The sequence below is a fragment of the Gardnerella vaginalis ATCC 14018 = JCM 11026 genome (assembly GCF_001042655.1).
Lineage (GTDB): Bacteria > Actinomycetota > Actinomycetes > Actinomycetales > Bifidobacteriaceae > Bifidobacterium > Bifidobacterium vaginale.
On sequence record NZ_AP012332.1, the window covers coordinates 152585 to 177515 of the forward strand.

The window sequence follows — 24931 nt, forward strand, 5'->3', positions numbered from 1 at the left end:
GTCGAATGACTTTACAAGATGCGCGTGAAGCGCGTGGAACACAGGATGTGCAAGACACACACATTTTTTACGATTACGCTAAAAATCCGATGTCTAAAGCCAAAGAGTCGCAGGTTATAAGCGGCAAAAATTGGCGAATCACGTTAATCACGGATTCGCTTGTGCGCCTTGAGTGGAGTGAAAACGGCGGATTTGTAGACGCGCCTACGCAAACAGTTGTAAGACGAAACTTCGAGGCTGGCACGCAGTTTGCCGCGGAAAAGTCGCAAGCAACCGAAGATGAGGCATCGCGCGCTTTTAATCCAAAATATAGTGTAAAAAACTTGGAAAATGACTGGATAGAAGTCGAAACCGAAAAACTACTGATCACGTACAACCAGCAGCCGTTTAGCAAAGAGGGCTTGAGCATTGTTGTGCGCGGAGTGCCAGGCTCGCAATTCAACACGTGGCATTACGGCGACGAGTGCCACGGCAATTTGCTCGGCACAGCGCGAACAGTGGACGAGGCGGATGGAGCCGTTAAGCTTGGAACGGGCGTAATATCTCGCGACGGGTGGGCTGTGTTAGACGATTCGCGCTCGGCACAAATCGCGTATGCGGCTGCTGTTGATGGAAAAGAAAACCCATACGGGGCATGGGTGGAGCCGCGTGAAAAGGCGGATGGCAGTGTGTCTGGGGAAAACTCTGGCGAAAACTCTAAAGACCTATACTTCTTTGGCTACGGTCACAACTATATAGGCGCAATTCGCGACTTTTACAAGCTTACGGGCGCGCAGCCGCTTCTTCCGCGATTTGCGCTAAGCAACTGGTGGAGCAGATACTACAGGTACAGCCAAGACGAATATTTGCAGCTGATGAGCCGATTTAAGCGCGAAGGAATACCGTTCTCCACGGCAGTAATCGACATGGATTGGCACGTGACGGATGTGGACCCAAAGTATGGTTCGGGATGGACTGGCTACACGTGGAACCGCGATTTATTCCCAGATCATCGCGCGTTTTTGCGCAGACTTGCCAGCGAAGGGCTTTCTGCAACGCTTAATTTGCACCCGAGAGACGGCGTGCGCGCGTTTGAAGAAGACTATGCGCAAGTTGCGCGCGATATGGGAATTGACCCTGCAAGCGGCAAGGCAGTTGAGTTTGACCTTACAAATCCGCGCTTTTTGCGAGCATACCTAAACATGCATCGGCGCATGGAGAACGAGGGCGTTGGGTTCTGGTGGATTGACTGGCAGCAGGGCGGAGTTACAAAGCAGGCTGGCTTGGATCCGCTTTGGATGCTTAACCACGTGCACTACCAGGATTCGGGGCGCGGAGGCGCGTGGCCGATAACGTTCTCGCGCTACGCGGGGCCTGGCTCGCACCGCTACCCAGTGGGATTCTCGGGAGATAGCGTAACAACGTGGGATTCGCTGGCTTTCCAAACTTACTTTACTTCTACGGCGTCTAACATTGGCTACGGCTGGTGGAGCCACGATATTGGCGGACACATGCTTGGCTTGCGATGCGATGAGCTGGAGGCGCGCTGGTATGCGTTTGGCGCGTTTAGCCCGATTAATCGCCTTCACTCCAGCTGCTCGCCGTTTGCAGGCAAGGAGCCGTGGAACTTCCCTCGTGAAACTCGTGACGCGATGGTTAAAATGCTGCGACTTCGCGCGCAAATGCTGCCTTATTTATATACGATGAACTATCGCGCGGCGGTTTGCGGAAGGCCGATTGTAGAGCCAATGTATTGGCAATCGCCAGAAACACCTGCAGCGTACGAGATGCCGAATGAGTACCGTTTTGGCAGCCAGCTTGTGGTTGCGCCAATCGTTAGCAAGGGGCGCGCGCAAGTTGAGCGCGGGTGCACTGCCGTTTGGCTTCCAGAAGGCGATTGGTACGATTTCTTTGACGGAAGGCGCTACGTTTCGCGCGGCGGTGCTGGGCGCAGATTTGAGGTTTGGCGAGGAATCGACCGCGTGCCGGCGTTTGCGCGCGCTGGTGCCATTATTCCAATGCAAGTTTTGCCAAGTGAGGCGTCTTGTGCAAGTAGCGAGCAGGCGGCGGCTGCGGTTAATAGCATTGAAAATCCGCGATCTTTGCGCGTTCTCGCATTCCCGGGGGATTGCGGCGAGTTTGTGATGCGCGAAGATAACGGACGATTTGAAGACGCGTGCGCTGGGAAAACTGCCGATACGCGCATGGAGCTTATTTGGCGAGATGGGAATGGATCCACACAGTTTGTGATTGATGCAGCAAAAGGATGCGCTAGTGCTGTTTCTTCGCTGCCTTCCAAGCGCGATTGGAGCGTGGTATTTAGAGGTGTTGCTTGCCCAGACTTTTCGCGCATTCGCGTTTTTGTTGGGGAAAATCAGCTTGAATCTAAGGCTGTAGAAGTTTCATATGAAGGCGAAGAGGGCGACTTAAGTCTTATTGTTTCTGTGCGCAACGTGCCTGTTTGCGATTGCGTGCGAGTGATTGTGGATAGCGGACTGTGCATTGCGCAAGATCCTAAGATTGGCGATTGCTACAGGCTGCTTTTACAAGCGCAAATGCCGTACCGCGGCAAGGAGATTGCTTTTGACGCGATTCGCCAGGCTGGTGGTAGCGCGAGTGCTATAAGTGAGCTTTGCGCGCTTGAGTACACTAGCGAGAGCGAGTTTGAGCGACATCAGCAAAGCGTTGACTTGACTAATGCGCATGCTCCGCAGCACCCAGAGGTTGCTAAGTGGGCGCAATGGAAGTGCACGCTGCCTGATTCGGTTAAGCGCGCGCTTGAGGAGATTTTACTTCGGAGCGCGCTGTAATGCACTGTAATGCGCGAACGATATTTCCTATTTGGTGTTGTAGGAGGGCTGGCTAATTCTACGCTCGCGCGTTACAGCGCGCTCGCGCCTTCGCTTGCGTTGAAAGCACACTGTGCTTTCAACTTTGAGCAAGCTCAGCGAATCGAAGTGACTTCTCGCGCATTATGCAGCTCGAAGTCGTCGATTCGCACAACGCTTCGCCTCTTACGTGTTGGTTGTTGTTGCGGTTGTTCCGTTTTGGCTTTGATTTTGTTTTTGGGTTGAAGTTTGTTTGTAGCGGTGGCTCATTGGATTATTTGGTATCGGCTGCCGCTCTTATATTGTTCGACCAAGAATCACCCAGCCCTCTTACACGTCTGAGCTTTTGTGTGGCTTTCATCGCCGCATTTGGTGTAATCATGTAGTGCGTTTGTACCGAATTTCAGCGTTTTTTAATACAAACACACTACACAAACACGCAAAACTGTAGTGTGTTTGTACTGAATTTCGGCGTTTTTTGATACAAACGCACTACAAGAAATGCACAAAATATTGAACAAAAGTCAACATAAACAACAAAGCACGGAAAACAACTCCGCTTTTTGTTGTTGATTTTGCCGTTTTGAACAACATTTTCGGGAAAAAGTTGATGCTTGCGGCGAACGAAAACCCGCTGTATAGGGTCTAAAAATGTGATTTGTATCATATACAAATGTTTAGATGAGTGAGCTAAAAATGGCGGTTGACTTGCCAGAACTGCAAGAATTTTTGAAAAAATTATTTCGCAAAAACCCTTGAAATAAAAGGCTTGGGGGGGGGGGTATGTATCCCCCAAAGCTATAAACATTTGTTAGTTATCTTCAAAATTTTTTCTAAAATGTTATAATGACTTCTCAAAGGATGGTTACATCATTATAGATGTACGCTATAAGACTTTGTAAAACTATTGTTAAAAACTATAGGGCTTTGAGATTCACGGTCGGTGCGCAAAGCAATATCAAGTAAATTTAATTAATCTCACGGAAAGAGGAGAACATGACTACAAAATCTGCTAAACACGCCAACAAGACATTTGGTTCTGCAAAAGATGAGTCTGCAAAGGCTGTTGATATGCGCAAAGTGGCTGCTCTTTCGGCTGGAGCTGCTAGCGTAATTGCCGGCGCGGCGATTGCTTTTGGCGCAACTCCTGCAATGGCGGCGGAGACTCCTGCTTCTGCGCCTGTTAATACGAATGATCCTGCAAAAGAACAGAGTGTAATTGCTAATAAGAATAAGACTGAGGGTGAGGATTCTAAGAAGACTGCGACCGAGACTAATAAGAAGGAAGAATCTAAGAAGGAGCAGCCTGAGCAGACTAAACCAACTGAGCAGACTGTAGTAAAAACCGAAGGTAAGGCTGACGCTACTAAGACTGAGTCTGGGTCGAAGGTTGAGAGCGCTACGGCTGTAGATAATAAGGTTACGAATAGCACTTCTGCTACTGATAAGAATAATGCAGACAGTAGCACCACTGAGGAAACTAGCACTCCTGCGGAAAATGTTGTAAAGAAGCGTACAAGGCGTGCGACGGTTGAGAATAAGCAACCTGAGGCTACTAATTATGCTAAGGATGAAAATCAGAAGCAGAGCGAACCTGTTGTTGGTCAAGATCGCGAAGCTAATCCTGCACCTGCTCCACAAGTTAATAGTGAGATAACGCTTTCAAAAGAAACAAAAGACACGCTTCCTAACTTGTATGCATGGGGATCTTCTGACAATGTGTATATTGAAAAAGGGCAAAACCAAGAAGTAACATTTAATTTTGCAAAACCTTCTGACGGTAGCACAATTACCAAAGTAGCAATTTTCCCATCTGATGGTAATACTGTTGATAATGATAAAAGTAGAAAGTTCCTTGAATATTATTCTGCTAATGAAAACGAGCACAAGCCATATTCTGGTAAGTACGAATTTATAGTAAATACAGATGGCTCAGCTAAGCTTACCATGACTAAGCTTTATAGCGAAGCAAACATGGCTGCAGAAAAATACACTGCAAACCGCTGTATTTATGTGTACGGCACCAAAGATGGTAAAGAATCTGTACTGTATAAAACAAATATTGTGCGTGCAGCAACACTTGTTCCGCCTAAAACAGCTGGCTCAATTGTTTTGAAGTATAACGAAGAGCTTACCGCACAACAAATTCAAGATAAGCTCAAGGCTGCTTTAGATGCTCCTACCGAAGCCACTGGTAAAAAATCAATTCGCGCACAAATTGATGCTGCAAGTAGATCTAACGGCGTTGGTGGTCGCACTGGAGAAAATGGTAAATTCGTTCAGACGCCAGATGACCCTGATAAAAAGGTGGTTATTACTGACAATCAGGCGTATGATGCTAATCAGTTTAATCGCATTAACACTGTAACATCAAAGAATACCGACAAAGTAACCACATATACCACTGGCGCTCAAACACTCAAGACCTACTTGGTCTCCGACCTCGGCTACAAGTCCGAGGCGCTGGCGCTTACGGTTGCGCGCTACGACACGCGTATTGATAAGCCGATTGTGGACGAGGTGGACATCACTAAGCTTACAGACGACCAAAAGGCGAACATTCGAAAGAAGCTCGCACAGCTTAATCATGTGTCACAAGACAAGGTGACCTTCAACGATCAGGGTGAAGCTGTAATCAGCTTCGACGGCGTGGATGCTGCGGACGCTCCTAAGATTGCACTCAAAGACCTCGTTATGAAGAAACTAGCAGAAACCGACGTTGCCGTTCCAACTGGCGATAAAGCAGTCTTTGTGGCTAACCCACTTGGCTACTCAAACGCTGAACTTGATCGAATTAAAACAGCTATTTACGAAGCTAATAAAGATAATCAAGAACTTGGACTATCCAAGGATAACTACAAAGACCAAATCACGCTTTCGTACATTACGGGTGACCTTACTTGTGCAGGCGATGCTAATAAAGGTCGTTCAAACGGCTTACAAGAAAATAATATTAGTGTAACTATTAAAACTGATAAGGCAGTTGCCGAGTTTACATCCGATGTAAAGTCGAATAAATTGACGCGTCTACCAGATATCCGCACCGATTATAACGTTGAACTGGTAAAGAATAAGCTTGATGGTCGCGATAGCGATGAGGGCTTCTCGTGGAGTGACGATAAACACACTACGCTTATCTATCGTTATGATTCAACCAAAGCTCAAGCGTTTACCGCTCCTGAGATTTTGAAACTTATCAAAGCCACGCCTAAGGATCAGAAAACAGGTTTGCGTCCGCTTACGGGTGGTGAAGCGCTCGATCACGAAGGCGCGAACGGCAAGGCGCGTAAATCTCATGTGTATTATTCAATTGATAAAAATGGTGAACCTACTACCGAGCTGACCCTTGGTATGATGAGTGGTCCGTATTGGATAGGCAATCCACAAGTTGCCAATTCAGACGTGAATATGGGTGACGAAGAGTCGAAGGTGGGTCAGTATACCTGGGATACAGAGGCTGGTTCTGTAACTGTTGCTGCTAAGCAGAACAAAGTTTTTAAGACGCGCTTGTTTGTTGCACCATATACTTTGACGTACTATCGCGGCGTATATACAAATCCGTATCAAAAGGATCCTAACAACACGCCTAAGGCAATCAACATTATCTTTGTGCCGCAAACGAATCATAAGAAAGATGATCTTTCTAAGTCGATTGCTGAGCACAAGACGGACAAGGTTGAAGGCAAGGAAGTTCCAACACAGTCGAAGTACTACAACGCGTCTGACAAAGTGAAGAAAGACTACGAAGATGCATTGAAGGTTGCTAAGCAAACGCTTGAAAAAGTTGGAACTACACCAGATGATCAGTTAACTGAACAGCTTAAAGCTGAGGTTGATAATGCAACCATTAAGCTGGATAAAGCTCGCAAAGCTCTTGATGGTGACGCTACCAAGAAAGACGAACTGGATAAGTCGATAACAGAAGATGGTACGCCTGCTGAAGGTCAACAAGCTACAACTGGTACAAAGGCTAGCGATAAGTATAAGAACGTAAGTAATCCTGATTTTAAGACAGCTGATGGCAAGCCTGATGAAACCAGGAACAATGCTGCTAAAGAAGCGAAGAAAGCCTACGACAAGGCTCTTGAAGATGCCAATAAGGTAAAGGCAGACGACAACGCCACGCAAAAGGCTGTTGACGATGCCAAGGCTAAGTTGGACGAGGCTCGCAAGAAGCTTAACGACTTCACCACCAACAAAGATGAGTTGAATAATGCCATCGCTCAGCATGGTCATGTGAACACGGGCGACGCAACTAAGCAAGGCGACGAAAAGCTCAAGACCGCTGACCCAACCTACCAGAATTCTACTCCTGAGCAGCGTACAGCTTACGATAACGCTGTAAAGAAGGCAGGCGAGGTTGTAGCCGATCCAAACGCTTCCCAAAAGGAAGTAAACGACGCTATCAAGAAACTTAAGGACGCCAAGGATGCGCTCGACGCTAACGCAACCGACAAGGCTCCTCTTGATGCTGCGGTTCAAAAGACTTTAGATAACCCTGATCCAAAAGATCCTAACAAGCACAGCGTGTTCTATACGAACGCTGCCGCAAAGAAAGACAGCGACCCTGCTGCTAAAAAGGCTGTTGAGGACTACGATAAGGCGCTTGCAGAAGCTAAGAGAGTACTTGGTGAAAAGAATGCTACAAAGGCTGATGTAGAAAAGGCTAAGAAAGATCTCGAAGATGCTGAAAAGGTACTTTATGCTGATACCTATCAGACAAAGACAACTGACCTTGCGGAAGCGCTTGCAGACAACTTCAGCGGTTATTTGATGCCTGCCTACTTCAACGCCTTTGATAAAGCGCAGGCGGGCGACGAGCAGGCTAAGAAAGACTTCAAAGCCTATAACGACGCGTACCACGCTGCAAAAGACTTGATGGAAGATTTAAAGAAGCCGGGGAGTACCGTAGATCAGGAAAAGGTTGATGTGGTTAAGAATCAACTTATCGAAGCGCGTAAGGTAATCGACAAGTACGCCACGGATACCAGCAAGATTTCGGCTGCGCTGCTTCATAGCTTGGCTATTACTAATAGTCCGGCGTATAAAAATGCGTCCGCAAATACTGACCCGAATTCTGACGAAGCTAAGGCAAAGAAAGCGTACGACGATGCGCTTAAGGAGTTGCAAAAGGCGTTCAATGATCAAATGGATAAGGACAGGGGTGACGACGGTAACGAAATCCCAGAGTCCGTTATTCCTAAAAAGGGTGGCGACACAAATAGTGCGAGCTATCTTGATGGCATTCAGTCGCACGCTAAGCAGCAGCCTTTGAATAGGGATGTGACGAGGCTTCTTGAAAAGCTTAATGATGCTGTTAAAGGTCTGGATAAGTTTGCAACCAAGACCGATGACTTGATTAAGTCGATTAACGAGGACGCAACCACGCATCCAAGCCCAGCGTTTAAGAACGCGTCGCATCCTGACTACAAACAAGAAGATGGCACGACTGCCGACAAAACCAAGAATGATGCAGCTAAAAAGGCTATAGATGAGTATGGTGACGCTCTTAATGCCGCAAAGGACTTGCTCAAGAATCCTGCTGCAACGCAGAAGCAAGTAAACGACGCGCTTAAGACCTTGAATGAGAAGCGTGCGGCTCTCAACGACTACAACACCGACACCACCAAGCTGGAAAAGAGTGTTGGCGAACACGGTAAAGAGAAGCAGGGTGACACAGCTGCTACCGAAGGTACTGTTACATCTGATGCGTATCGCAACGCGTCTGATCCTCACTTCATGAAAGAAGAGGGCGGCAAGCTTGTTCCTGATAAAGAAAAGAACACTAAGGCTGTCGAAGCCAAGAAGGCGTATGATGAAGCTTTGACAAAAGCTCAGGAGCTTTTGAAGAAGCATGACAGCGCCGATACGCCGCAAGACGCAAAGCCAACTCAAACAGAAATTAATGCTGCGCTTGATGCTCTTGATAAAGCACGTACTGAGGTTGAGAAGTATAAGACCGTTACTACTGATCTTGAGACAGAAATTAATAAGTCTACTGCTGACGGCGCTGCTCAGCCAACTGCTGGTTCGTTCGAGGAATCGCCAGAGTTCAAGAACGCCGACGCTAAGAAGGGCAAAGGCGACAAGGATAATGAGGATGTTAAAGCCTACAAGGAAGCTCTTAAGAAAGCGCGCAATCTTGTAAAGGCTGCTACGGAGGCAGGCAAGAAGAACAGCGAACGTCCAACGCAGCAGCAGGTTGACGAGGCGCTTGAGGCTTTGAAGAACGCCAAGAAGCAAATCACCGACAATTACAAGACCAATGCAGCTGCGCTTAAGGCTGCAAAAGACTTTGCAGCTGGCGACTTTAAGAATACGCCTGAGTATAAGAATGCTAAGGCTCTTAAGGATAATCAGAACGCGGATGCAGATAAGAAATCTAAAGCTAAGACTGACGTTGATGCTCTTGATAAGAACACTAACGACGGCGCTCTGAATAAAGCCATCGGTATTCTTCAGGCATTCGACGATGACGGCAAGCCAAATGTGACAACGGGAGCCAGAATTCCAACTCAGAAGGAAGTTGATGACGCGCTTAAGACTTTGCAAGAAGCCATGAAGACTGTTGCCGAGGGCTACAAGACTGATGTCAAGCCGCTTTCTAACGAAGTTGGCGATAAGGATACGCAAGGTAATCCTGTAACTCCTCCATTCGAGGCGTCTGTTGCGTACAAGAACGCACTTGAAAAGGCGAAGACAGAAGATCATGCGACAACGGATCCTAACTCCGCTACTAAGAAGCTGGAAGCTTACAACGAAAAACTCAAGGCTGCACAGGAACTCATCAACAAGGTGAATAACCCTGATCCAAATGCAAAGCCAGAAGATCGTCCAACCCAAGCGCAGGTAGATAAGGCATTGCAAGACCTTAAAGATGCAAAGACAGCTATCGACAATGCTTTCAAGACCAACGCATCTTCCCTTAAGAAGGAAGCCGACGATAAAGACGAGACCGGACAGGAACATAATCCGAAGTTTGAACAAACAACGGAGTACCTCAACGCTCTTGCTAAGAAGACTGGTGACGAAGATATTCCTGATGTAAAGGCATACAAGGATGCACTGAAGAAGGCTCAAGATCTTCTGAAGAAGTTTAACGACGATGGTTCTGCGCCAAAGCAGGGTGAAAAGGATATTCCAACTCAGAAGGAAGTTGACGAAGCTCTTAAGAATCTTAAAGATATCAAGGATAAGATTACTAAGAACTACGTAACAAGCCCACATGACTTGCAAGAAGAAGTTGATAAGTCTAAGGACGGCGATACTGATACCAGCACCGACGTGTTCGAGAACACGCCTGAGTTCAAGAACGCTGATGCTAAGAAGGGTGAAGACGGCAAGTCGGATAATTCCGACATGAAGGCATACAAGGATGCCCTAGAGAAAGCTAAGAATCTTCTCGATGCTTTTGATCGTACAACAGGTAAAGTAAAAGACCAGTTGCCTAAGGGCATGACTAAGGCTCCAACTCAGAAAGAGCTTGACGACGCCCTAGATGCATTGCAAGCCGCTAAGAAGAAGATTACTGATGGCTACAAGACTGATCCTTCTAAGTTGAAGTCTGAGGCGGATGCTAATGGTGACTTCACCAAGACTCCTGAGTATCAGAATGCTCAAGCTAAGGGTGATGACGCATCTAAGCAAGCTCTTGAAGACTACAAGAAGGCTCTCGAAGACGCTAACAAGGTTCTTGGTGACAAGGACGCAACTCAGGCGCAGGTTGATGATGCTTTGAAGAAGCTTCAGGACGCTAAGTCTAAGCTTTCGGATGGTTATAAGACTGATAAGTCTGATTTGACTGTTGAGGCTGATAAGGATTCTGATTTCACCAAGACTCCTGAATATCAGAATGCTGCAGGAAGCCCAGAGGCTGATGCTTACAAGCAGGCTCTTGAGGATGCTAACAAGGTTCTCGGTGACAAGAATGCTACTCAGGCGCAGGTTGATGATGCTTTGAAGAAGCTTCAGGACGCTAAGAAGAAGCTTGCTGATTCTCATAAGACCGATAAGTCTGATTTGAACACTGAGGCTGACAATGATCCTGATTTCCGTAAGTCGATTCCGTTCATTATTGGTAAGGCTGCTGATTTGGCGGAGTATCAGCAGGCGTTGAATGATGCGAATAGTGTGCTTAATGATCCTAATGCTACACAAGCTCAGGTTGATCAGGCTCTTCGTAGGCTTCGTGATGCTAAGCAAAAGTTGATTGATGCTTATAACAGGCTTGTTAATACTGGTGTTGGTGTTAACGATGTGAATAATACTAGTGTTAATAATGTTGTTGATAAGGGTGCTTTGCAGGCTGAGGTTGATGCGGCTCTTGGTGATGTTTCGGCTAATGCTAATGGTGTAGTGGCTGATTCTAACTTGGTGAGTGAGTTTAATGCGGCTTTGAATTATGCTCGTTTAGTATTAGCGGATTCTAATGCTACTCAGGGGCAGGTTGATTCGGCGTTGGCTCGTTTGCGTGCTGCGCGTGCAGCTTTGCGTGCGGGAATGCTCGCAGCGCGTAATTCTGCTGGAATGAATCTCAAGCGTGGTGACGTGAGTGGTGTTAATACTGGCGCTAGTTCCTCGGTGTTTGCTGCTTTGGCTGCGGTGTTTGCTGGGCTCGGAGTGGTTGGTGCTGCGTCTAAGCGTAGGAAGCATTCGGCTCGTTAGTTTAATCTGTAGTAGTGTGTGATGCTGCTACGATTGGAGTAATGTGAATTAATGGCTTGGAGATAATCTCTTCAAGCCATTAATTGTTTTCTTCTTTTCCACATTTTGTTTGCTCATGTACAGAAGAAGACGCGGAAGAAGACGCGGAAGAAGACGCGGAAGGAATCTCCGAATAACATAGCAAAGAAAACGACAAATAACATTTTGGAGAATATTGCGAAGAACATACCAGTGAATTTAGTAATTTTTCACAAAAGTGTTAAAATCCGTAACTGTGACTTATGCAAAGCAAAATTGCAAATCACCCGTATGGGGACGTTTGCAGGATTGCACTATCGCGAATAATCGCCAGTAGTTGTGATTGCAAAAGTCAAAAAGAGAAAATAGTCTAAAAAATAATCTAAAAAACAGTCTAAAAGGTCTAAAATTAACCAAAATAGACGAAACACGGGAGCTTGTTCTATACAGGCTGAGAGGGCGAAAGCCGACCGTAAACCTGATGCGGGTAATGCCGCCGTAGGGAAGGAGTATTATGCGAAATATTCGTATTATTGGTGCAGGTATCATTGGTCTAGCAACAGCTTGGAGACTTACAGAAGCTGGCGTAAAAGTTAGAATAATTGATCCAGATCCAGTCTCTGGCGCTTCTCATCATGCTGCCGGCATGTTAGCTCCTACCGCAGAAATGCAATATCAGCAGGATGCCTTGTATCCGCTCATGTTTGAGTCTGCAACTATGTATAAGGAATTGGTTGATTCGGTTGCAAAATACACCGATAAGCCAACTGGCTACTTAGAGTGCGGATCTTACGTAATTGGCGGTGACGCTGCAGATAACGAGCACGTAAACGAGTTGCTAAACTTGCAGCACCGTTACGGACGTAGAGCTGAGCATATTTCTGTGAGTAAGCTTCGTGAAATTGAACCTGCGCTTTCGCCGACGATTGCAGGCGCTGTAAGCGTTCCGGATGATCATCAGATTAATCCTCGTCAGTTTACTGCAGCAATGATTGATGCACTTGAAAAGCGTGGTGTTGTTATTGAGCGTCGCGCAAGCACTCCAGACGATTTGGGTCCAGACACGGTTTTGGCATCTGGTTTGGGTGCTAAGGAAATGCTTCCTCAGCTTAAACTTCGCGCTGTGTGGGGCGACATGATTCGTATGACTATTCCAGAGCCTTTGCGCCCAATTTTGAGCTCTGTGGTTCGTGGATTTGTGCATGACCGCCCAGTGTATTTGGTGCCTCGCGCTAAGGAAACAGGCGAGCTTGTGCTCGGCGCTACTTCTCGCGAAGACGACCGCGATATTCCAAAGGTTGGCGGTGTGCTCGACTTGCTCCGCGATGCAGCAAGCGTACTTCCTGGCATCCAGGAATGCTCGATTACTGAGGTTACCGCTGGCGGTCGCCCAGGAACTCCAGATGATTTGCCATTCATTGGCATTGATCCTAAGACGCACACCACAATTTCTACTGGTTACTTCCGTCACGGCATTTTGCTCACAGCTTTGGGTTCTTCTTTGACTACAAAGCTTGTGCTTGAGCAAGAGTTGACTGATAAGGAAAAGGGCTTCTTGGAGAGCTGCAATCCTGCTCGCTTCTAGTGAAGAAAGTTCCTAGTTACGCAAGTTTCTAGTGACGCAAGTTTTAATAGACGCTAACAAAGGTTGAATTATGCAAATCGTCGTCAATGGTGAAACCGCTCAAGTGAAAGATAACTTGACTATTGCCCAACTTGTTGCACAACTCTACGGATCTGACTCTGGTTTTGGCATAGCGGTCGCGATTGGCGACGATGTGCTTAAGCGCGCCCAATGGGAATCAACCATCATCTGCGATGGGGATAAAATCGAAATTCTCAGCGCGGTTCAGGGCGGATGACCCTCAATAGGCGGATGACGCTAAATAATTTGAGTATGGTTTCAAAAAATTTATATAAAAGGCTTAAAATGACAGAAAATATAGAAAATAATGCAGAAGAAAATGTCGATACTTGGCAGCTTTGCGGTAAGACCTTGCACTCAAGGCTTTTGCTTGGCACGGGTGGAATGACAAGCATTGACATTATGGAAAAGTCACTTGTTGCTTCAGGCGCGGAAGTAGCAACTGTTGCTTTGCGTCGTCACGCAAAAACTGGAGTTGATATTTACGGTATGTTGCAGCGTCATAATATTAACGTTTTGCCAAATACTGCTGGTTGCAAAACTGCGCATGATGCTGTTCTTACAGCAAAAATGGCTCGTGAATCACTTGGAACTGATTGGATTAAGCTCGAAGTGATTGCAGACGACGATACTTTGCTCCCAGACACTCGCGAAGTTTTGCTTGCTGCAGAAAAGCTAGTTGAAGAAGGATTTAGCGTGCTCTGCTACACGAATGACGATCCGATTGTGGCTCGTCGCCTTGTGTCGCTTGGTGTGAAGGCTGTTATGCCAGGGGGTGCTCCAATTGGAACTGGACTTGGTATTTTGAATCCTCGAAACATTGAGCTGATTGTTCAAGAAAGCAAAGAATCTGGCGTTCCTGTGATTTTGGATGCTGGCGTTGGAACTGCTTCCGATGTTGTTAAAGCTTTCGAAATCGGTTGCTCGGGCGTGCTTCTTGCAAGCGCTGTAACTCGCTGCCCAGATCCTGTAAAGATGGGTCGTGCAATGGCTGCTGCTGTAACTGCTGGTAAGCTTGCTCACGATGCTGGCCGTATTCCTAAGCGTGAGCATGCGCTCGCGTCTTCGCCTGTTGAAGGTCGCGCTTGGGCTGACGCGGTACTGTAAATTCTGTAAATTTTGTACTGTAATTGATTCAGCATATTCAGTATGACGATTAATAAGATTTATGATAACCTGCAGGAGCTTGAGGCGGAACGCACTTGCCGCCACTTGCTCCTGCCAGGCTTTACGCATGAACATCAGCAGTTACTTCGCGATGCGAAAATCTGCATGGTTGGGGCAGGTGGACTTGGTTCGCCGTGCTTGCTTTCGCTTGCTGCTGCAGGAGTTGGTGAAATCACGATTTGTGACGACGATGTTGTAGAGCTTTCTAATTTGCAAAGGCAGACTTTATACACTGTTGATCAGTGTGGCAAGTCGAAAGCGCAACTTGCAGCTAAGCGCTTGCAGGCATTATCTCCAGGTTTAAAAATCAACCTTGTAAATAGATTTAATGAAGACAACGCAAAACAACTTGTAGAAAATCACGACTTAATAATTGATGGTTGTGATAATTTTGCTACGCGCTTTTTGATTGCGGATGCTGCTTGTAGTGCTGGCACGCCAGAAGTTTATGGCTCAGTTCTTTATTATGAAGGTCAAGTAAGCGTTTTTGTGCCAGGAAAAGGACCTACTTTGCGTGACTTGTATGCTTGCCCTCCACCTAAAGAAAAAGTGCCAAAATCGGCTGTATTAGGCGCAACTGCAGCTATTGTTGGCGCAATGATGGCAACGGAAGCAATCAAGATTATAACTGGTATAGGAAAGCCGCTTATTGGGGTTTTGGCGCGATATAACGCCATTGATAACTCGCTTCGACATTTTAGGTTTGCGTGAACTTTGCGAAAAGTTACAAAAGTTGAGTGGAGTAGTATTAAGTTTTTGCGAAACGCGTGCGAAAATGCTTGACTTTAATAACTTGAGTGTGTTAGACTCAAGTTTTGTAAAAAGAAAAAGCGGTTAGTCGCAAGGCTGGCTGCCAAGAATTTGAGTACATAGATTAAAGGTACGTAGATAAAGATAGCTAGGAGATATTATGGGACGCGCAGTAGGTATTGATTTAGGAACAACGAACTCCTGCATTGCAACGCTTGAAGGCGGCAGTCCAACAGTTATTGTTAACGCAGAAGGTGCGCGTACAACACCATCCGTGGTGGCATTCAGCAAGTCGGGAGAAATCTTGGTTGGCGAAGTCGCTAAGCGTCAGGCAGTTACAAACGTTGATCGCACGATTAGCTCTGTAAAGCGCCATATGGGTACGGATTGGTCTGTTGAGATTGATGGCAAGAAGTGGACTCCGCAAGAGATTTCCGCACAGGTTTTAATGAAGTTGAAGCGCGATGCTGAAGCCTACCTTGGTGAGCCAGTAACCGATGCCGTTATTACATGCCCAGCTTACTTCAACGATGCACAGCGTCAGGCAACTAAGGATGCAGGTAAGATTGCAGGCTTGAACGTGCTGCGTATTATTAACGAACCAACTGCTGCAGCTTTGGCTTACGGCCTCGAAAAAGGCAAGGAAGACGAGCGCATTTTGGTATTCGATTTGGGTGGCGGTACTTTCGATGTGTCGCTTCTTGAGATTGGTAAGGATGACGACGGCTTCTCTACAATCCAGGTGCAGGCAACTAATGGCGATAACCACTTGGGTGGCGATGACTGGGATCAGAAGATTATCGACTGGCTTGTTGGCGAAGTTAAAAACAAGTACGGCGTTGATTTGAGCAAGGATAAGATTGCTTTGCAGCGCTTGAAGGAAGCTGCTGAGCAGGCAAAGAAGGAGCTTAGCTCTTCTACTTCTGCTTCAATTTCTATGCAGTACTTGGCAATGACTCAAGACGGAACTCCAGTGCATTTGGATGAGACTTTGACTCGCGCTCACTTTGAGGAAATGACTTCCGACTTGCTCGGTCGTTGCCGTACGCCATTTAACAACGTGCTTTCCGATGCTGGCATCTCCGTAAGCCAGATTGATCACGTGGTGCTTGTTGGTGGTTCAACTCGTATGCCAGCCGTCAAGGAGCTTGTAAAGGAGCTTACGGGCGGTAAGGAAGCGAATCAGTCCGTGAACCCAGATGAGGTTGTGGCTGTTGGTGCAGCCGTGCAATCGGGCGTTATTAAGGGAGACCGAAAAGACGTTCTGCTTATTGATGTAACTCCACTTTCCTTGGGCATTGAAACCAAGGGTGGAATTATGACGAAGCTTATTGAGCGTAATACCGCAATTCCAACTAAGCGCTCTGAAGTGTTCTCTACTGCAGAAGACAATCAGCCATCCGTGTTGATTCAGGTTTATCAGGGTGAACGTGAGTTTGCTCGTGATAACAAGCCTCTTGGTACTTTTGAGTTGACTGGTATTGCTCCAGCTCCTCGTGGCGTTCCACAAATCGAAGTGACTTTCGACATTGATGCTAATGGCATTGTGCACGTTTCCGCTAAGGATAAGGGCACTGGCAAGGAACAGTCCATGACGATTACTGGCGGTTCTGGCTTGCCAAAGGACGAGATTGACCGCATGGTTAAGGAAGCTGAAGCTCACGAAGCTGAAGATAAGAAGCGCAAGGAGGAAGCTGATACTCGTAACCAGGCAGAATCCTTTGCTTACCAGACTGAAAAGCTTGTTAACGATAATAAGGATAAGCTTTCTGACGAAATCTCCAAGGAAGTTACCGAAAAGGTTAATGCTTTGAAGGAAGCTTTGAAGGGTGATGATATTGAGAAGATTAAGTCTGCTCAGAGCGAGCTTATGACTTCTGCTCAAAAGATTGGTCAGCAGCTTTACGCTCAGCAGGGTGCGGCTGGTGCTGCAGGTGCACAGGCTGGCGCTGCTGGTGCTGCATCTGATGCAAATGCAGGCGCTGGATCTTCTGCAAAGGATGACGACGTGGTTGACGCCGAAGTGGTGGACGACGACAAGGACGATAAGGACAACAAGTAATGTCCGAGTTTAACGCCAACGACTACTTGAGCGGATTGGAAGATGTGCCTTCGGATGCTGGCGATTTGGAAGAATCGTCAAATCCAGCTGATTCTGCTAGTGCAGCCTCGTCTAATGAGCATGTGAATGCATCACAAAACGAAGCACAAGACGCAGCTGCTCATGAGGCAAAGCATGCGGCGACGCAAGATACGTCAACACAAGATGCGGACGCTAATGCAGATGCCGAACGTGAAAAGTCGCCAGCAACCGACGATGAAGCCAACGCTAGTAAGTCTCAAGAAAATAATGATTCTTCAGACACGCAAAGCAACGAAGAAGAAGATTCTTTAACGCCGCTTGGCAAAGCTAAAAAAGAGGCGGCGGAGTATTTGGAAGCGTTGCAACGCGAGCGAGCAGAGTTCATAAACTTCCGTAACCGTGCTTCTAAAGAGCAAGATCGATTCCGTCAACATGGAATTATCGATGTTTTAACAGCTTTGCTACCTGCTTTAGATGATATTGATCGTATTCGTGAACATAGCGATATGGACGATTCATTTAAAGCCGTTGCTGCAAAGTTAGACAAAGCATTTGAGAAATTCGGCGTTGAAAAGTTCGGCGAAAAGGGCGAAGAATTTGACCCGACTAAGCACGATGCGATTCTGCATAAGCCAGATCCAGATGCTACAAAAGACACAGTAGATGTTGTTGTAGAAGCAGGATACAGGATCGGAGATCGAGTGATTCGCGCAGCTAGAGTGGTTGTTGCGTCGCCAGCAAGCTCGTGAAACACGCTGTGAAACATTCGTATGGTTTGTATGTAACGCAATAAAACGCAGTTACCGACTTGCGAAGAATCCCATAAAAACTTACTCGTGCTGGTTTAAAACGTTTAAAACACTGTTTAAAAACGCAAAACCAACACGAGTAGGTTTGTATTTAAGGTTTATATATAAATGTTATGCCAATGTGCTCGAAACATAAGAAGGAGGCACAAATGGCTGAAAATGAATGGTTAGCCAAAGATTTCTACAAAGTGCTCGGTGTCTCCAAAGATGCCGACGAAGACACAATCACAAAAGCATACAGAAAACTAGCTAGAAAATATCATCCTGATTTAAACAAAACAAAAGAAGCGGAAGAAAAATTCAAAGACGTGTCCGAAGCGTATGACGTTTTGAAAGATAAGCAAACACGTCAGCGTTACGATGCGATACGCCAATTTGGAGCGGGCGGAGCAAGATTCGCTGGAGGCTCTGGTGCAGGCGGATTCGACGCAAGTGGATTCAGCGATATATTCTCATCGATGTTCGGAGGCTCAAATGGGTCTCGCGTGCGATTCTCCACAAGCGGAGCTGGACCAGACATGGGAAACATATTCTCCATGTTCACGGGAGGTGCAGGAGCGCAATCTTCGCAAGGATTTGGAGGAAGTGGCTTTAATGGTGGCGCAGAATATGGTCAATATGGTCAGTATGGTCAATATGGTCAATCTGCTCCACAAAATTCGCCTGAACGCGGTGAAGACATTACAACTTCAATCAAACTAACGTTTAAACAAGCGTTCAAAGGTGCTACGGTTTCGCTTCGATCGGGCGGAGAGTCGTTCAAAACTCATATTCCAGCAGGAGTAAAAGATGGGCAAAAAATCCGCTTAAAGTCCAAGGGCAAGCCAGGGAAGTTTGGTGGAGAAGCTGGAGATATGTACTTACAAGTGCAGGTAGAAAAAACCGATAATTTTTCTCTACGCGGCTGTGATTTAGTGGCAAATCTTCCGCTTACACTAGATGAGGCTGTTCGCGGAGCAAAAGTCACGCTTAAAAACCTAGATGGTAAGCCAGTAGTGTTTAAAGTGCCAGCTGGAACATCTAGCGGTAGCGAAGTACGTGTAGAAGGCGAAGGCGTGCCAGGTAAAAATGGAGCCTTTGTAGGAATCGTACAAATACAAATACCAAAGCGATCTGGCATGATGATAAAGCGTGCTGCAAAAGAATTCAACAAGGCATGCGGAGAATCATATGAGCAAGAAGTGCACGATTTGCGCGCATAGCAACAAATCGCTTAGCGCATGCGTGTAGAAAGGAAAAGTCATGGTTAGGTTGGAGCGCCAAACTAAAGCATTGTACGAAATGTGTGCAGTGGCGTTAGTGCGTGGAAGCGCAACTCTTGACGGCGCAGATGAAGTCGGCTTTAAAATCGACATGCCGATTTTTACAGTAAGCCACGTAGCCAACCTAACCGACACTCATCCACAAACACTAAGACAGTACGACAGGCTGCGCTTGATTATGCCACAGCGTACAGAAGGTGGAGCTAGAAGATACTCGCTTAGAGACATAGATAGGCTTGTGCAAACACAAAAACTAAGCCAAGAAGATGGAGTAAATCTTGCTGGAATAATGCGTATTTTGGCTTTGCAAGAAGAAAATCGCCAGCTTAAAAGACAAGTAAGACACTTGATTGAAGAAGCCAATTGCGCTGAACGAAATATTTTTACTGCGACTGTAGATGGGAATATTGTAGAAGTTCAAAGGTCACAAAGCGCAAAGGATTGGCGACGCGACATTCGTGTTCAACAGCGAGCATTGCCATCATCGTATAATAAACATTCTCACTCGCAAAACGATGCTCAATACAACAATTGTGATTATGATGATTTAAACGACGATAAGTCTGTTGTTTTGTGGCGAGCATTCAGAATATAGCAATGTAGCAGTCTAACATTAGTTTAGATATTATTAAATACTAATCAAATGTTTAAATATAAAATGTAAATATAAAATATAAATATTGATAAATATCGCATACGTAAAGCGACAAAACAAAGGGTATTGATGGCAATAAACACAACAGCAGCGCAAAACACCACAAATCACAAGCTTTCCGCAGTCTTTTGGGATATGGACGGCACGTTAATTGATTCGGAACCGTATTGGCATGATGCTGAAATCCAAATCGCAAAAGAACATGGTGGCGAATGGAACGAAGAATTAGCTTGGCAGTATTCTGGTGGATCTTTAAAAGATGTTGCTGAAGCCATGATTGCTCGCGGAACAAAAATGGGCGTTGAAGAAATCGGCAACGCGATGGTGGACTATGTAGCGCAAAAAGAGCAGATAGAGGTTCCATGGGTACCAGACGTTCTGAATCTTTTGCAAAAATTAGCGGATGCAGGAATCCCTTCGATTCTAGTGAGCAATTCACCAAGGCGACTTGTTGAAAACATTGTGAACCATGCGCCAAAAGGTGCGTTTGCAGGATACATTTGCGGAGACGATGGATATGCTACAAAGCCAAGCTCCGAGCCATATTTAGCAGCAGGGAAACTGCTTGGTATTAGTGCGCAAAACATGAAGTATTGCATCGCTATTGAGGATTCGTTTGCAGGGTTAAAGTCGGCTGCAGCTTCGGGGGCGACGACTCTTGCACAAACAGCGTACTCGAATCTAGACGTAAGTAACGGACCGCAATTCGCTGATATACATGGATACGAAGATGTTACGCCTCAAACGCTTGAGCGCTACATTATTGCGCGAATTGCGCAGTAGCGAATACGTGAGCGCTTAGAGCGCGCGAACGGTATTTCTTTGCTTGCTGTTGCGCGAGGTTTGAGTATTTCTCTCCTCGCAAGTCCCGTCGCTACGCTCCTCTTTTATTGCTCGTATAGAAATACATCAAACCTTCTGAATATCTAAAACTTTTGCGTATATCTTAATCACCGAGATTCTCGATTTTTCTTCTTCATTCGATGAATCACCATTTCATGCTGAGGTTCATCTCATTCAGTGCGAAAAATCTCGAATCTCTACCTACTTGGCGCAACCTACGTAATCTTGTAACGCGCGAACCAATCGACGCTTTTTGTACCAAATTCGACCCGATTCACGTACAAACTCGGGGAAATATAGATTAATCGCCGCCAGCAGCGCCTTCTTGAGTCTCTGATCCAGAGTATCCATATGGCGATCCTGGCGAGTCAAATGCTCCAGACGAATTGCGTTCAGCTTGACCAGACTCTCCCGAACCAAGCCCAGATCCATAAGATCCTTCGGACCCGCGTGAAGAGTCGCCAGCAGCCGCGCCTGCAGAATCTGAAGGCTTATTTTCTGTCCTATCTACTTTATCCTTATTTTCCTTATAAGGCTCTTTATCGTCAGAAGCTCTATCCGAGTAGTCGTATTCCGAAGTACGCCTATTGCCTCCAAGTCCCCACTTGCCATCTTCACCACCAATTTTGCCGTTATCCTTAGCTTCTGGGAACTTCTCGGTAGGCATTCCAGTAAGCGCGTGACGCATATACTTTGTAAACAAATGTGCAGAATACCCAACACCGCCTGGATAACCGCGGAAAGACGGAACAGGCTGAGGATTTCCCTGCGCATTCGGATACCATATAGCAAACACGGTTACAACACTAGGAGTAAAACCAACAAAGCTGCATGCAGTCTCATCGTTTGCGGTACCAGACTTTCCAGCTATAGGTTTGCCAACACCCCTAGCTTCCGTAGAAGTACCATATTGCACAACGCCTTGCAGAGCTTTAGTGGTAAGAGCCATGTCTGCTGGAGAAAACACTTGTCGTCCAGATGTTGGAGCTCTATAAAATTCTTTACCATCTGGATTCTTAACGCTAGCAACAATATGAATATCTGGCCTGCGCCCCTGATTTGCTATCGTAGAATAGGCTCGCGCAATTTCGCTAACATGCACAGGGTCGTTACCCAACACTGTGAACGGATTTTCGCCATTAATCCTCTTAGGATCCAAGCCAGCCGTAACAGCAGTATGAGCCACAGCCCTACGCCCAAGCTTTTGCTGCAAAGACATAAACGGCGTGTTCACGGAGTTTGCTGTTGCTTTATAAAGGTTGATTGTTCCCCAATTAGTGTTTGCATAGTTGTTAACAGGCTTATCTATGCCTTCAAACTTTAGGTTAGAATTTCCATTAAACAGAGTATTAAGACTTGTTCCAGCCTGAATAGCACCGATTAAAGCGAATGGCTTCATGGTGCTTCCAGGTTCATAAAGGGCTTGAGTAGCATTATTAAGCGGTTTAGAAAGATAGTCATCTCCAGCATAAACGGATATGATTGACCCGTCTTTAGGATTTACACTCATTCCACCTACTTGCAACCCAGCTGGAGCGATTCCGCGACCACCCATAGCAGGGCTTGCCACACTAAACATTAAATCCTGCTTAGCTTTATCGATTGTTGTAACAATACGATATCCGCCAGTATCAAGGTCTTCCTTTGTAAAAGCTCCGCTTTGAGTAAGCTCGCTGCGAACCATGTTAAGCAAATAACCTTGAGGTCCCGAATAAACGTTTTGCTTAGTCTGATTAATGGTTTGTGGCATTTTAGCGCTTTTATATTCTGCGTCAGTAATGTACTTGTCTTCACGCATAATCCTAAGAACGCGCTTGAATCGCATATTCGCTTCTTTAGGCATAATTGCAGGATCCCAGCTGCTTGGTGCAGGGATTATTCCAGCCAGCATTGCTGCTTGAGATAGTGTAAGATCCTTTGCTTCTACACCAAAGTACGCTTTTGCTGCCGCTTGTATTCCATACGCTCCGCGACCAAGATAAATAGTGTTCATATAGTTACATAGCACAGTATTTTTATCTTGTGTTTGCGCGATTTTTAGCGCTAGAATCGCCTCGTGAAGCTTGCCTAAATACGTTTTTGTTTCACCAAGATAGTAGCGTTCTGCATACTGTTGTGTGATTGTGGACCCGCCCCAGCGTCCTTTAGAAGTTATGTTGTGAATTATTGCGCGTCCAATTCCTTTAAAATCAATTCCACCGTCTTTGTAGAACGATCTGTTTTCGCTTGCGACTATCGCGTTGCCAACATATGGTTTTAGCGCAGAGCAACTTATGATTTCTCGATTTTGTTCCGCAAAACTACCGATTTCTGTTTTTCCATCTGCGTAGTACACCTTGGTTTTGTCTGCCATCGCAATCTTATCTGGCTGCGGAATGTCGGTGTTCACATACATAACCGCAAATACGAGTGTGCCAAGGATTATTGGCGTAAAAATTATGATTAATGCCCAAAATAGGATTGGATGTTTTGTTCGCCACGTGTCGCGGATTCTTTTGTGTTTTCTTCTTTGACGCGGCTTTCTTGTTGCGCTTGGTCTGGCTGTTCCAGTTCTGGCGTTTGCGCGTCGTTTTTCCTCTGCAGAAGTCGCGCTTCTTACAGTGCGTCCTGTATTAGAAGAGTGCGAATTTTGTCCATTACTATTTGCAACCATATAATCCAAGTTAGCGCTTGGCGAGGAATTTTAATCATATGTAATATCATGTGTAATATTTGTAAAAGCTAGTATTATAAAAGTGTGTTAGTGCAGCATGATTATATGCTGTTGTTTTTGGGCAAGGAGTTTATATGAGTATCCGCGTTGCCATTGCCGGTGTTGGCAATTGTGCTTCGTCGTTGGTTCAAGGCGTTGAATACTACAAAAATGCCAATGATGGCGATAAAATTCCAGGATTAATGCATGCTGTTTTTGGGCAATATCGCGTGCGAGATATTGAGTTTGTAGCAGCTTTTGATGTTGACGCTTTAAAAGTGGGTCATGATTTAAGCGAGGCGATTTATGCTTCGCAAAACAACACGATTCGCTTTGCAGATGTGCCTAATCTTGGTGTTAAAGTGCAGCGTGGACCTACTTACGATGGCTTGGGCGACTACTACAAGCAAATGATTGAGGAGTCTAAGGAAGAGCCTGTAAATGTTGCCGCGGTTTTGCGCGATTTGCATGTAGACGTGCTTGTTTCTTACTTGCCAGTTGGCTCCGAGCAGGCAGATAAGGCATATGCTACGGCGGCTATGGAAGCTGGATGCGCGTTTGTAAATTGCCTTCCTGTTTTTATTGCTTCCGACCCAGTTTGGGCGCAAAAGTTCCGTGACGCAGGCGTTCCGATTATTGGCGACGATATTAAAAGCCAGGTTGGAGCTACGATTACGCACCGCGTTATGGCGCGACTTTTTGAAGATAGAGGAGTGCGTTTGGATCGCACTTACCAGCTGAATGTTGGCGGAAACATGGACTTTATGAACATGTTGCAGCGCTCTAGGCTTGAGTCGAAGAAGATTTCTAAGACGCGCGCGGTTACTTCGATTGTTCCGCACGATATGGATGATCACAACGTGCACATCGGTCCTTCGGATTATGTTGCTTGGCTTGACGACCGCAAGTTTGCGTTTGTGCGCTTAGAGGGCACCACTTTTGGAGATGTTCCGCTTAGCTTAGAGTACAAGCTCGAAGTGTGGGATTCGCCTAATTCTGCAGGCATTGTTATAGACGCTGTGCGCGCAGCGAAGATTGCGTTGGATCGCAAGCTTTCAGGCCCGATTTTGGCTCCTAGCTCCTACTTTATGAAGTCGCCAGCTGTTCAGCATGAAGATAGCGAGGCGCGCGAACTCGTTGAGCGCTATATTGCTGGAGATGTTGAGGCAGATGAGTCGCAGCTTAATGCAGATGTTGAGGCTGCAAAAGAACATGGTAAAAGCGTGTGGCGCGCCTAGCAATGCGCCTAATGGTGCGGAAGCTTGCGACTTGCGCTCGACTTGTAGCCAAAATCGTGTAATATAGGTAGAGCCTCCGCGTGGCACTACGTCACCCAATCCCCCCAGGGCAGGAATGCAGCAAGGGTAAGTGGCCTCTGGTGGGTGCGCGGGGGTTTTCTTATATAAAGTTTGTTAGATTTGTCTCGCTCGTGAGACATTTGTAACGTTTTTTGACTGATTTTCGTTAGATTTGTCTCGCTCGTGATGCAAATATAACGCAAGCGATATTACCCATTTGTTGTTGCGCGAGGGCTGG

At 46.3% G+C, this 24931-nt stretch carries 13 protein-coding genes and 1 other RNA gene; 13 read left to right on the forward strand and 1 reads right to left on the reverse strand.

Annotation, left to right across the window (positions count from 1 at the left end):
• The first annotated feature begins 5 nt into the window (after positions 1 to 5).
• The 11 genes from GAVG_RS00605 to GAVG_RS00660 all read left to right on the forward strand — a co-directional run bounded on the left by GAVG_RS00605 (position 6) and on the right by GAVG_RS00660 (position 20643).
• Positions 6 to 2789 (forward strand): glycoside hydrolase family 31 protein, encoded by a 2784-nt coding sequence (locus tag GAVG_RS00605; protein ID WP_009994449.1) that lies wholly within the window; start codon positions 6 to 8, stop codon positions 2787 to 2789.
• 1014 nt (positions 2790 to 3803) lie between these two features.
• Positions 3804 to 11471, forward strand: a complete 7668-nt coding sequence (locus GAVG_RS00615) for an FIVAR domain-containing protein (protein WP_048653114.1) — start codon at positions 3804 to 3806, stop codon at positions 11469 to 11471.
• A gap of 532 nt (positions 11472 to 12003) precedes the next feature.
• Complete coding sequence (gene thiO / locus GAVG_RS00620; protein ID WP_009994451.1) at positions 12004 to 13074, forward strand: glycine oxidase ThiO; 1071 nt, start codon at positions 12004 to 12006, stop codon at positions 13072 to 13074.
• Positions 13075 to 13144: 70 nt separating this feature from the next.
• Complete coding sequence (thiS, locus tag GAVG_RS00625; RefSeq protein ID WP_004112838.1) at positions 13145 to 13351, forward strand: sulfur carrier protein ThiS; 207 nt, start codon at positions 13145 to 13147, stop codon at positions 13349 to 13351.
• A gap of 68 nt (positions 13352 to 13419) precedes the next feature.
• The gene (locus GAVG_RS00630) at positions 13420 to 14241 is read left to right on the forward strand and encodes a thiazole synthase (RefSeq protein ID WP_004113806.1); all 822 of its coding nucleotides are present in this window, start codon (positions 13420 to 13422) and stop codon (positions 14239 to 14241) included.
• A 42-nt stretch (positions 14242 to 14283) separates the two neighbouring features.
• On the forward strand, positions 14284 to 15012 hold the full coding sequence (locus GAVG_RS00635) for a HesA/MoeB/ThiF family protein (protein ID WP_004113807.1): 729 nt from the start codon (positions 14284 to 14286) through the stop codon (positions 15010 to 15012).
• Between the two features lie 199 nt (positions 15013 to 15211).
• On the forward strand, positions 15212 to 17113 hold the full coding sequence (dnaK, locus tag GAVG_RS00640; RefSeq protein WP_004118161.1) for a molecular chaperone DnaK: 1902 nt from the start codon (positions 15212 to 15214) through the stop codon (positions 17111 to 17113).
• Positions 17113 to 17883 carry a nucleotide exchange factor GrpE gene (grpE, locus tag GAVG_RS00645; RefSeq protein WP_009994457.1) on the forward strand — a complete coding sequence of 257 codons (771 nt, stop codon included), beginning with the start codon at positions 17113 to 17115 and terminating at the stop codon, positions 17881 to 17883. The genes dnaK and grpE overlap by 1 nt, the downstream gene beginning before the upstream one ends.
• 209 nt (positions 17884 to 18092) lie before the next feature.
• A complete protein-coding gene (locus GAVG_RS00650) occupies positions 18093 to 19145 on the forward strand; it encodes a DnaJ C-terminal domain-containing protein (RefSeq protein ID WP_004118165.1) in 1053 nt (350 codons plus the stop codon).
• Positions 19146 to 19185: 40 nt separating this feature from the next.
• Positions 19186 to 19800, forward strand: coding sequence for a heat shock protein transcriptional repressor HspR (locus GAVG_RS00655; protein WP_004112824.1), 615 nt, complete (start codon positions 19186 to 19188; stop codon positions 19798 to 19800).
• A 129-nt stretch (positions 19801 to 19929) separates the two neighbouring features.
• Complete coding sequence (locus GAVG_RS00660) at positions 19930 to 20643, forward strand: HAD family hydrolase (protein WP_004112821.1); 714 nt, start codon at positions 19930 to 19932, stop codon at positions 20641 to 20643.
• 361 nt (positions 20644 to 21004) lie between these two features.
• On the opposite strand, the gene GAVG_RS00665 is transcribed toward GAVG_RS00660, so the two are convergent.
• Positions 21005 to 23356 (reverse strand): transglycosylase domain-containing protein, encoded by a 2352-nt coding sequence (locus GAVG_RS00665; RefSeq protein ID WP_009994458.1) that lies wholly within the window; start codon positions 23354 to 23356, stop codon positions 21005 to 21007.
• Between the two features lie 134 nt (positions 23357 to 23490).
• On the opposite strand from GAVG_RS00665, the gene GAVG_RS00670 reads away from it, so the two are divergent.
• The gene (locus tag GAVG_RS00670) at positions 23491 to 24633 is read left to right on the forward strand and encodes an inositol-3-phosphate synthase (protein ID WP_009994459.1); all 1143 of its coding nucleotides are present in this window, start codon (positions 23491 to 23493) and stop codon (positions 24631 to 24633) included.
• A 67-nt stretch (positions 24634 to 24700) separates the two neighbouring features.
• An RNA gene (gene ffs, locus GAVG_RS06555) (signal recognition particle sRNA small type) lies at positions 24701 to 24797 on the forward strand.
• The last annotated feature ends 134 nt before the right edge of the window (positions 24798 to 24931 follow it).

Coding starts and splice junctions, on each gene's coding strand:
- GAVG_RS00605 (WP_009994449.1), top strand. CDS start 6: ATGACTTTACAAGATGCGCGTGAAGCGCGTGGAACACAGGATGTGCAA.
- GAVG_RS00615 (WP_048653114.1), top strand. CDS start 3,804: ATGACTACAAAATCTGCTAAACACGCCAACAAGACATTTGGTTCTGCA.
- thiO (WP_009994451.1), top strand. CDS start 12,004: ATGCGAAATATTCGTATTATTGGTGCAGGTATCATTGGTCTAGCAACA.
- thiS (WP_004112838.1), top strand. CDS start 13,145: ATGCAAATCGTCGTCAATGGTGAAACCGCTCAAGTGAAAGATAACTTG.
- GAVG_RS00630 (WP_004113806.1), top strand. CDS start 13,420: ATGACAGAAAATATAGAAAATAATGCAGAAGAAAATGTCGATACTTGG.
- GAVG_RS00635 (WP_004113807.1), top strand. CDS start 14,284: ATGACGATTAATAAGATTTATGATAACCTGCAGGAGCTTGAGGCGGAA.
- dnaK (WP_004118161.1), top strand. CDS start 15,212: ATGGGACGCGCAGTAGGTATTGATTTAGGAACAACGAACTCCTGCATT.
- grpE (WP_009994457.1), top strand. CDS start 17,113: ATGTCCGAGTTTAACGCCAACGACTACTTGAGCGGATTGGAAGATGTG.
- GAVG_RS00650 (WP_004118165.1), top strand. CDS start 18,093: ATGGCTGAAAATGAATGGTTAGCCAAAGATTTCTACAAAGTGCTCGGT.
- GAVG_RS00655 (WP_004112824.1), top strand. CDS start 19,186: ATGGTTAGGTTGGAGCGCCAAACTAAAGCATTGTACGAAATGTGTGCA.
- GAVG_RS00660 (WP_004112821.1), top strand. CDS start 19,930: ATGGCAATAAACACAACAGCAGCGCAAAACACCACAAATCACAAGCTT.
- GAVG_RS00665 (WP_009994458.1), bottom strand. CDS start 23,356: ATGGTTGCAAATAGTAATGGACAAAATTCGCACTCTTCTAATACAGGA.
- GAVG_RS00670 (WP_009994459.1), top strand. CDS start 23,491: ATGAGTATCCGCGTTGCCATTGCCGGTGTTGGCAATTGTGCTTCGTCG.